This window comes from Bacillus litorisediminis, assembly GCF_022808645.1.
In the GTDB taxonomy this organism is placed as follows: domain Bacteria; phylum Bacillota; class Bacilli; order Bacillales; family JC228; genus Bacillus_BF; species Bacillus_BF litorisediminis.
In genome coordinates this window covers 1-9,499 of sequence record NZ_JAKZKT010000078.1, presented here as the reverse complement: position 1 = coordinate 9,499, position 9,499 = coordinate 1, and the positions used below count along the sequence as shown (strand labels likewise).

8 protein-coding genes are annotated in these 9,499 nt (G+C 39.7%); 1 reads left to right on the top strand and 7 read right to left on the bottom strand.

What is annotated here, in order from left to right; all coding sequences use genetic code 11:
• Nucleotides 1–163 precede the first annotated feature (163 nt).
• From mdh to MLE14_RS21240, 4 genes are all read right to left on the bottom strand, one after another.
• Nucleotides 164–1,102 carry a malate dehydrogenase gene (mdh, locus tag MLE14_RS21255; protein WP_243300413.1) on the bottom strand — a complete coding sequence of 313 codons (939 nt, stop codon included), beginning with the start codon at nucleotides 1,100–1,102 and terminating at the stop codon, nucleotides 164–166.
• A gap of 66 nt (nucleotides 1,103–1,168) precedes the next feature.
• Nucleotides 1,169–2,443 (bottom strand): NADP-dependent isocitrate dehydrogenase, encoded by a 1,275-nt coding sequence (icd, locus tag MLE14_RS21250; protein ID WP_243300412.1) that lies wholly within the window; start codon nucleotides 2,441–2,443, stop codon nucleotides 1,169–1,171.
• Between the two features lie 185 nt (nucleotides 2,444–2,628).
• Entirely contained in the window at nucleotides 2,629–3,747 is a 1,119-nt protein-coding gene (citZ, locus tag MLE14_RS21245) for a citrate synthase (RefSeq protein WP_243300411.1), read from the bottom strand.
• A 329-nt stretch (nucleotides 3,748–4,076) separates the two neighbouring features.
• Nucleotides 4,077–4,550 (bottom strand): DUF441 domain-containing protein, encoded by a 474-nt coding sequence (locus MLE14_RS21240; protein ID WP_243300410.1) that lies wholly within the window; start codon nucleotides 4,548–4,550, stop codon nucleotides 4,077–4,079.
• A 104-nt stretch (nucleotides 4,551–4,654) separates the two neighbouring features.
• On the opposite strand from MLE14_RS21240, the gene ytvI reads away from it, so the two are divergent.
• The gene (gene ytvI, locus MLE14_RS21235; protein WP_243300409.1) at nucleotides 4,655–5,782 is read left to right on the top strand and encodes a sporulation integral membrane protein YtvI; all 1,128 of its coding nucleotides are present in this window, start codon (nucleotides 4,655–4,657) and stop codon (nucleotides 5,780–5,782) included.
• 68 nt (nucleotides 5,783–5,850) lie between these two features.
• Here the strand turns inward: ytvI and MLE14_RS21230 are convergent, their stop codons facing one another.
• The 3 genes from MLE14_RS21230 to pfkA all read right to left on the bottom strand — a co-directional run bounded on the left by MLE14_RS21230 (nucleotide 5,851) and on the right by pfkA (nucleotide 9,074).
• A complete protein-coding gene (locus MLE14_RS21230; RefSeq protein WP_243300408.1) occupies nucleotides 5,851–6,237 on the bottom strand; it encodes an FxsA family protein in 387 nt (128 codons plus the stop codon).
• Nucleotides 6,238–6,327: 90 nt separating this feature from the next.
• Nucleotides 6,328–8,088, bottom strand: coding sequence for a pyruvate kinase (gene pyk, locus MLE14_RS21225; protein ID WP_243300407.1), 1,761 nt, complete (start codon nucleotides 8,086–8,088; stop codon nucleotides 6,328–6,330).
• A 26-nt stretch (nucleotides 8,089–8,114) separates the two neighbouring features.
• Complete coding sequence (pfkA, locus tag MLE14_RS21220) at nucleotides 8,115–9,074, bottom strand: 6-phosphofructokinase (RefSeq protein WP_243300406.1); 960 nt, start codon at nucleotides 9,072–9,074, stop codon at nucleotides 8,115–8,117.
• Between the last annotated feature and the right edge of the window lie 425 nt (nucleotides 9,075–9,499).

The following is a 9,499-nucleotide window of genomic DNA, read 5'->3' as shown; positions in this document are numbered from 1 at the left end:
GATTTTGCCTCCGGCTTCCTTCAGATTCCACCTCACGATGGACACCCTTGCCTTTAGCTAACAGTTCCTACTGCCAAGCCTGTAGTGGACTTTCACCACCAAGTTATAGCCCATGCCGGGCGCACCAAAAAAAGGGAGCTAAACAATTAGCCCCCTCATTGGATTAAACTAAAACACTCATTACATTTTTAACGGATTCAACAGATTTATCAAGTGCTGCTTTTTCTTCTTCCGTTAAATCAAGCTCTATAATTTTTTCTAAGCCATTTCCTCCCAAAACAGTTGGAACGCCTAGATAAATCCCACTATAACCGTACTCGCCTTCAAGGTATGCAATGGCTGGAAGAACTCTTCTTTGGTCTTTTACAATCGCCTCTACCATTTCTACTAATGAAGCAGCTGGAGCATAGTATGCACTGCCATTCCCCAATAGATTTACGATTTCTCCGCCGCCCTTACGTGTGCGCTCTACAATTGCTTCTAGGCGCTCTTGCGGAATTAACTTTTCTAATGGAATCCCGCCAGCATATGAATAACGGACAAGCGGAACCATGTCATCGCCATGTCCTCCAAGTACGAATCCAGTTATATCTTTAACGGATAGGTTTAGCTCTTGTGCAACAAATGTACGGAATCTTGCTGTATCAAGAACACCAGATTGCCCGATTACACGGTGTTTAGGGAAACCAGATTCTTTGAATACAGTATAGGTCATTGCATCAACTGGGTTTGTTAAAACAACGATGAAACAATTTGGAGAATACTTAACAACCTCTTGTGTAACAGCTTTCATAACCTTTTGGTTTGTCTGAACTAAGTCATCACGGCTCATTCCAGGCTTTCTCGCAATTCCGGCAGTAATTACTACAACATCAGAATCTTTTGTGTCTTCATAGTTAGAAGTACCTGTAATATTTGCGTCAAACCCCTGCACCGGGCCAGCTTCTAACATATCTAAAGCTTTTCCTTTTGTAGGATTTTCCGCTTGTGGTATATCAACTAATACTATATCGCCCAATTCTTTTTGCGCCAAAATAAAAGCTGTGGTTGCACCAGTAAAACCTGCACCAATAACCGATATTTTTTTACGTTTAATTGACATGGTTTTATTCCTCCTAGTTGTTTTACTCTAACGGAAACCGTCCGATAAGTCTCGGACGGTTAGCCATTATTTACCCATATTTTCAATTAATGCATTACCAAATTCAGAACATTTTACTTCTGTTGCTCCGTCCATTAAACGAGCGAAGTCGTAAGTTACAACTTTAGAAGCAATGGTCTTTTCGATTGACTGAGTAATCAAATTAGCTGCTTCGTTCCAGCCAAGGTGCTCGAGCATTAATACACCGGATAAAATAACGGAGGATGGGTTTACTTTATCTAGACCCGCATATTTAGGAGCTGTACCGTGAGTAGCTTCAAAGATCGCATGACCAGTTTCATAGTTAATATTGGCACCAGGTGCGATTCCAATTCCGCCTACTTGTGCAGCTAATGCGTCTGAAATGTAGTCACCGTTTAGATTCATCGTAGCTACTACATCAAATTCCTTTGGACGAGTTAAGATTTGCTGCAAGAAAATATCTGCGATCGCATCTTTTATGATAATTTTGCCCTCTGCTTCAGCCGCTGCCTGTGCTTTATTTGCAGCTTCTGTACCTTCAGCTTCTTTAATTTGATCATATTGGTTCCAAGTAAATACTTTGTCGCCAAATTCTTTTTCGGCTACTTCATAGCCCCAATTCTTGAATGCACCTTCTGTAAACTTCATGATGTTACCCTTATGTACAAGAGTTACAGATTTGCGGCCTTCTTTAATCGCATAGTTAATCGCAGCACGGACAAGACGAGTTGTACCTTCTTCGGAAACAGGTTTGATTCCGATACCAGATGTTTCAGGGAAGCGGATTTTCTTTACTCCCATTTCGTTTTGAAGAAAATCGATTACTTTTTTAACTTCATCTGAACCTTTTGCGTATTCAATACCAGCATAAATATCTTCCGTATTTTCACGGAAAATGACCATATCTGTATCTTGAGGACGTTTTACTGGTGAAGGCACACCTTCAAACCAGCGGACTGGACGCAAGCATACAAATAGGTCTAACTCCTGACGCAGGGCAACGTTTAATGAACGGATACCGCCGCCAATCGGTGTAGTTAATGGCCCTTTAATCGCAATTAAATACTCTCTGATTACATCCAGAGTTTCATCTGGCAGCCATTCTCCAGTTTGGTTAAACGCTTTTTCACCTGCAAGTACTTCTTTCCAAACAATTTTTCTTTCGCCGTTATAGGCTTTTTCAACAGCAGCATCGATAACGCGAGAAGCGGCTGCCCAAATATCAGGACCTGTTCCATCACCTTCGATAAATGGAACAATCGGGTTGTTCGGAACGTTTAAAACACCATTTTGAACCGAGATTTTTTCACCTTGAGTCATCTTTATTTCCCTCCATTATCAAAATCAAAGAGACAGTCCCCAAAAGACGTCCATTCGTCCTTGTAGAAGGAGAGAGGAGCATTATCTTCTTGGACGGTCTCTTTAGATTATACGTTCATTTAACTGTACGTTCAATGATGCACAAACTATTTTAAAGACTTATTGTAATTTTAATTAAATTGTTATTAGGCTCTTTCATTAATTGGAACGTATTTTTGCATTCCTGGTCCTGTATATTCAGCACGAGGACGGATTAATCGATTGTTGGCATATTGTTCAAGAATATGAGCGATCCATCCTGATACACGGCTTACTGCAAAAATTGGCGTAAACAGGTCATGATCAATTCCTAAACTGTGATATACAGAAGCTGAGTAGAAATCAACGTTAGGCGGAAGTGCTTTTTCAGACGTAACGATTTCTTCAATTTTGGTAGACATTTCATACCAGTGTGGTTCACCTGTTAATTCAGTTAAGCGGCGGGACATTTCGCGCAAGTGCTTAGCACGAGGGTCTCCTTTTCTGTAAACACGGTGTCCGAAGCCCATGATTTTTTCTTTATTTGCAAGCTTTTCATGGATATAGCTTTCAACACGGTCAACAGAGCCAATTTCCGTTAACATTTTCATAACCTGTTCATTAGCTCCGCCGTGTAAAGGTCCTTTTAAGGCTCCGATTGCAGCTGTTACACCAGAATAAATGTCAGATAATGTAGCTACACATACACGAGCAGTAAATGTTGACGCATTCAATTCGTGGTCGGCGTGAAGGATTAACGCTTTATCAATCGCTTCTACTGCTACAGCTTCTGGCTCCGCGCCATTTAGCATGTATAAGAAATTAGCAGCAAAGCTTAAGTCGCTTCTTGGTTCAACTGGTTCTAATCCTTTACGCACTCTTGAAAAGGCAGCTACAATGGTTGGCATTTTAGCCTGAAGACGAATTGCTTTACGATAATTAGCTTCTTCAGTCATGACGTCTGCTTCTTCGTCATATAGTCCAAGTAATGAAACAGCAGTTCTTAGAGCACCCATTGGGTGGACATCATTAATTGGATACATTTTAAAGTGATCTAAGACTTCTTTCGGAAGAGAAGCGTTTTCAGATAGCTCTTTCTTTAATTCGTCTAATTGACTTTGAGTTGGAAGCTTTCCATGCCATAGTAAATAAATTATTTCCTCGAAGCTGGCATTTTCAGCGAGGTCGTCAATATTATAGCCGACATATGTAAGTGTATCATCAATGATCGAACTGATCGCTGATGAAGTGGCTACTACACCTTCAAGACCCTTTGCAACAGTCATATGAACATCTCCTTTTTAAAAATTAAAAAAATAAATTCGGCAGAATTCTGTAATTCTACATCTCTTTAAAAACGTACTGGTAAAAACAGAATAAAAACCTTCCCATGTTTATTTCTTTTAGAAAGGTCGCTTTAATGGAAAAAATTTCAACTCATTTTTCCCTTGTCCAAATTCCAACAGAAATTTGGTAAGTGTGAAAAAATAAACAATCTTATATGGGATACGCTTACAAAAATTATTATAAACATTTTTATTTAATTTGGAAATGATTATGGCCTAAAAATCCGAAACAAAATTATTTTATTAAAAAAACAACCCGTCAGAAACGTTTAGACTCCGCCTATTCCCTTAATCCACTGATAAAGAGCTAAAATCAAATAAGCTATGCCTGCACCTATCAGCGGACCAACAGCCACTCCCTTTAGAAATGCAACAGCTATGATTGTCCCCATAACGAGCGCTGTCGTTATTTCAGGTTCAGCAGCTAGTAAGGTTAAACCGCTTTTGGCTATAAGCGCAACTAAAAGTCCAGATAATAACGCAATCCAAGCGCTGGCTGATTGTGTAATTTGGTACAAGTCCTTAAAACCAATCTGACCGGATGCAATGGGAGCCAAAACCGCTATCGTTATAATCGTTACGCCCCAGTTAATTCCTTTCGATTGAATGATTGATAAAAGTTTGGAATCACTTGCAAAGATCGCAAATACATATAGTACAAGTACTGCAATTATGAGAGAAGAGTTTTTGGATATAAGGCCTAAAATCAACAATAGGGATAAAAAAATAAGCGATTGCACCACTGGTCTCATCTCCGCTTTTTTAAATAATCTTTTTACCTTTTTCTATATTGGTCTATGTCACATATAGGTAAGATGTGCATTACCTTATAAAGGGGGAAATTCGTTTGAATCCCATCCATCTGTACCGGACAATCCGTTTTTTTTTCGTAATAGGAGCCATTATTTTTGGGACAATCCTTTTCTTTTATATTTCACAGTATACATATCCTTTTATAATTGGATTAATCATTGCATTTTGTATGAATCCATTTGTAAATTTTTTGCACCATAAAGCAAGATTTCCAAGAACCTTTTCGGTCATTCTAACTTTACTGCTTTTTTTTAGCATGTTTATCGGACTCCTTACCCTTCTGATCACGGAGATTATTTCAGGAACAACATACCTTGCCGATGTAGTTCCTCGTCACCTTGAAATTACGATTGATTACATCGAATATTTAATAGCATCACAAATCATACCCTTGTATAATCAATTAACCGATTATTTTAATAGTCTGGATGCTAGCCAGCAGCAAACAATTCTCACGAACATTGAAAATGTCGGGTCTAAAATTGCTGATTCTGTCAGCACATTTGTTACCAATGTATTAGAATCTATTCCCTCAATTCTTACCTGGTTTCCTAATGCTGCTACGGTTCTTGTATTTTCCTTACTGTCTACCTTTTTTATTAGTAAAGACTGGAACAAACTGACTGCATTATTTTCTGGGATGTTGCCAAAAAAAGCGAAAGAAAGCGGCAAAAATGTATTTTTAGACTTGCAAAAAGCATTAGGCGGATTTATTCGGGCGCAAGCCACTCTCATTTCCATTACAACCGTTATTGTCCTGATAGGGCTTTTAATATTGCGGGTCGATTATGCAATCACGATTGCTTTAATTATTGGACTGGCAGACATCTTGCCATACCTCGGAACCGGTCTAATCTTTGTTCCGTGGATAATTTTTGAGTTAGTTGGCGGGAATCCAAACCTTGGTGTAGGTTTGATTGTTTTATATGTGATTGTGGTTGTGCAAAGACAGCTGATGGAACCAAAAATTCTTTCCTCAAGTATTGGTCTTGACCCTCTTGCTACACTGATCGCCCTATTTGTAGGTTTCCAATTAATTGGGTTTTTAGGCTTAATCCTTGGCCCAATTTTCCTGGTAATCTTTAATACCTTCCAAAGAACTGGCGTTTTTGGGGAATTATGGGAATATATCAAAGGAAAGGATGAATCTATAAAAAGATAAAACGGGGCTTTCCCAAATGAGAAATAACCCCGTTTCCATTTGATTTTGTAAATTATTTGCCAAATTAACTATCTCATAATAATAATACGGTTATCTTCGATCCATTTTCGAAACCATTGCTTCGCTTTCCTCTTCCAAAATACTCGTGTTACTGGCAAAAGCAATGAAAGTCCGAGTGAATCTGTAATAAATCCCGGGGTTAAAATCAGAACACCTCCGACCAATATACAGAAACTATCCATAATCGGACCTTGCGGGATTTGACCCGAGCGAAGTTCCAGCTTTAACCTTTCAAGGGTTTTTAAACCTTGATTTTTAGCAATAAGAGCACCTGCGACACCTGTAAATAATATCAAAAACAGCGTCCACCAAAGCCCTACAAGCTGTCCAGAAAGAATGAACAATGCAATTTCTAAAGCAGGTACAATAATAAGAAACGGTACTAAAAAGCGCAATTTCCATCAACTGCCTTTACAACATAATTTATTCTAGTATATGAGGCTTATCCTCATTATAAAGCAAAAAAAGAGGAGTTTTCTCCTCTTTTACAGTACACTGGCATGACCATTATATATAACGCCTCTTGTTCCATCCACAGTGATATCTTGTCCATCCTTTAATAGAGATGTTGCATTCTCAACACCCACGATAACTGGAATACCAATATTTAAACATACAACTGCCGCGTGACTCGTCAAACCGCCTTCTTCGGTTACGACAGCTGCACATTTTTCCATCGCTGGAACCATATCTTTATCTGTATTAAATGTAACTAAAATCGAACCCTCTGTAACTTTAGCTAATGCTTCTTGGCTGTTTTTCGCCACTACCGCTTTACCAAAGGCCGTTTTTCTTCCGAGCCCTTGTCCTTTTCCAATGATGTCACCCACTACATGGATTTTCATAAGGTTGGTCGTTCCTGCTTCTCCTACCGGAACTCCAGCTGTAATGACAACCAAGTCTCCATGCTTCACAATCCCGCTGTTTAAGCTTTCCTGAACTGAGATAGATAACATTTCATCTGTTGTTTTTGCTCTTTGTCCAAGCTCTGGATAAACTCCCCAAACTAAAGATAATTGCCGCACGACTTGCTCAGAACTGGATACAGCAACAATCGGTGATTTTGGTCGGTACTTGGAGATCATCCGGGCTGTATGACCGCTCTCTGTCGGCGTGATAATCGCATTTACGTCCAAATTTAATGCAGTATGGGCAACAGATTGGCCAATCGCATCCGTAATGTTATGCCCTGTATCCTTACTGCGGTTTTGTAAAATCTCTCTATGCGCTAAAGCTTCTTCTGTTCGTGAAGCAATATTATGCATCGTCATAACGGCTTCAACCGGATATTGACCGGCAGCTGTTTCCCCGGACAGCATAATCGCGTCAGTTCCGTCAAAGATAGCATTGGCTACATCGCTCGCCTCAGCTCTCGTTGGTCTTGGGTTTCTTTGCATCGAGTCTAGCATTTGCGTTGCGGTAATAACCGGCTTTCCTTGGGCATTACACTTTCGGATTAATTCTTTTTGTACAAGAGGCACTTCTTCAGCCGGGATTTCTACGCCAAGATCTCCTCTGGCTACCATAAGACCATCTGAAACTTCGAGAATTTCATCGAGATTATCAACGCCCTCTTGGTTTTCTATCTTTGGAATAATATGGATATGACTTGCGTTTTTCTCTTCTAATAATCGTCTGATCTCAATCACGTCAGATGCTCTGCGAACGAAAGAAGCAGCAATAAAGTCAATTCCTTGCTCAATTCCAAAAATTATATCGTTTGCATCTTTTTCTGTTATACCAGGAAGATTAACCGATACACCAGGAACGTTCACACCTTTTTTATTCTTCAATGTGCCATTGTTTAAGACCCTTGTATGTATTTCTCCTCTAGCCCGGTCAATTTCAGTTACTTCAAGACCAATTAACCCGTCATCCAACAGTATTTTCGAACCGACATGGACATCGTCAATAAGTCCTGCATAGGTTACAGAAATTTTCTCTGGTGTCCCTTCTACTTCTGTCATAGAAACAATCGTTTGTTGCCCCGTTATTAATTCGATGGCACCGTCTTTCATATTATGTGTACGGATTTCTGGTCCTTTTGTATCTAAAAGAATTGCAACTTTCTTTCCCGTGATCTTCGCGGCTTCACGGATATTTTGAATTCTTTGCCCATGTTCTTCGTGATCGCCATGGGAAAAATTTAATCTGGCCACATTCATGCCAGCTTTTATCAATTGTGTAAGCTTTTCAACACTTTCACTAGCCGGTCCAATCGTACATACAATTTTCGTTTTTCGCATATTACTTCCTCCTAAATCACGGGACACTATATTGAAAGCTCCCGTGACAATTTGTACATGTCCATATTTACTTTATGAGGTCTGGAAAGAATCTCGATAATATCATAATCGACTAATTGATTCTGCTCGATTCCAACAGCTCTGCCGCCTTTTCCCTCCATTAAAAGTTCGACAGCTCTTGAACCAAGCCTGCTTGCTAAAACACGGTCAAACGCTGAAGGAGAGCCGCCTCTTTGGATGTGACCCAATACGGAAACTCGTGTTTCCAAATTAGCTAACTTTTTTAATGCACTCGCAAACTCCACAGCGCTGCACACACCTTCAGCAACGATAATAATACTGTGTTTCTTTCCTCTTTCCTGACCTCTTTCCAGTCTCTCAATAATCTCTTTCATGTCGTACTTTTCTTCGGGAATTAAGATTGTTTCGGCACCGCCGGCTAGGCCAGTCCATAGGGCTATATCCCCCGCATCTCTCCCCATTACTTCCACAATAAAGGTACGTTCATGGGAAGTTGCTGTATCGCGAATCCGGTCAATTGCATTAATGACTGTATTAATAGCAGTGTCAAAACCTATCGTATATTCAGTTCCCGGAATGTCATTATCGATCGTACCCGGAACGCCCACACAAGGGAATCCTTGCTCAGTTAAAGCTTTTGCGCCACGATAAGAACCGTCTCCGCCAATAACAACAAGTCCTTCTATCCCATGTTTTTTTAGCTGCTCAATCCCTTTAGCTTGACCTTCTTTCGTTTTAAATTCTTCACAACGTGCTGAGTACAGCATTGTTCCGCCGCGCTGAATAATATCACCTACAGAACCTAGTTCCAGTTTTTTGATATTCCCATTAATCAGTCCAGCGTATCCCTGGTAAATACCATAGACCTCTAACTCATGGTAAATAGCCTTACGAACAACTGCCCGAATAGCAGCATTCATACCTGGAGCATCTCCTCCGCTTGTCAAAACACCGATACGTTTCATGATTGTTCTTCACCCCATTTTTTATATTAAAAGGTCATTACCTTCCTGTTAAAATCATGATTTTTTTATTAAATGTTAAAGCAATGGATGACCAACTAAACACTTATGTAGTATGGACTAATAATATTTTAAACATAACACGAAGTCGATTCGTTCTCAATAAATTAGAGCATTCGAAAAAATTCACATAATTATTTGTGAATTGAAAGCGTATTTATATAACCTTCACAAAATCGAGTAGGAGGCGCGTCACCGCGCCGACCTCTCACACCACCGTACGTACCGTTCGGTATACGGCGGTTCAATAGCTTAAGTATCGACGCTCATATAAGTGGTTTAAATCTTTTAACCCCCATTTTTTGAGCGTTTTGTTTTTAATTGCTTTCTGAAGCGTTTCACTAGCTGATATTCTCCAATATCCCTTT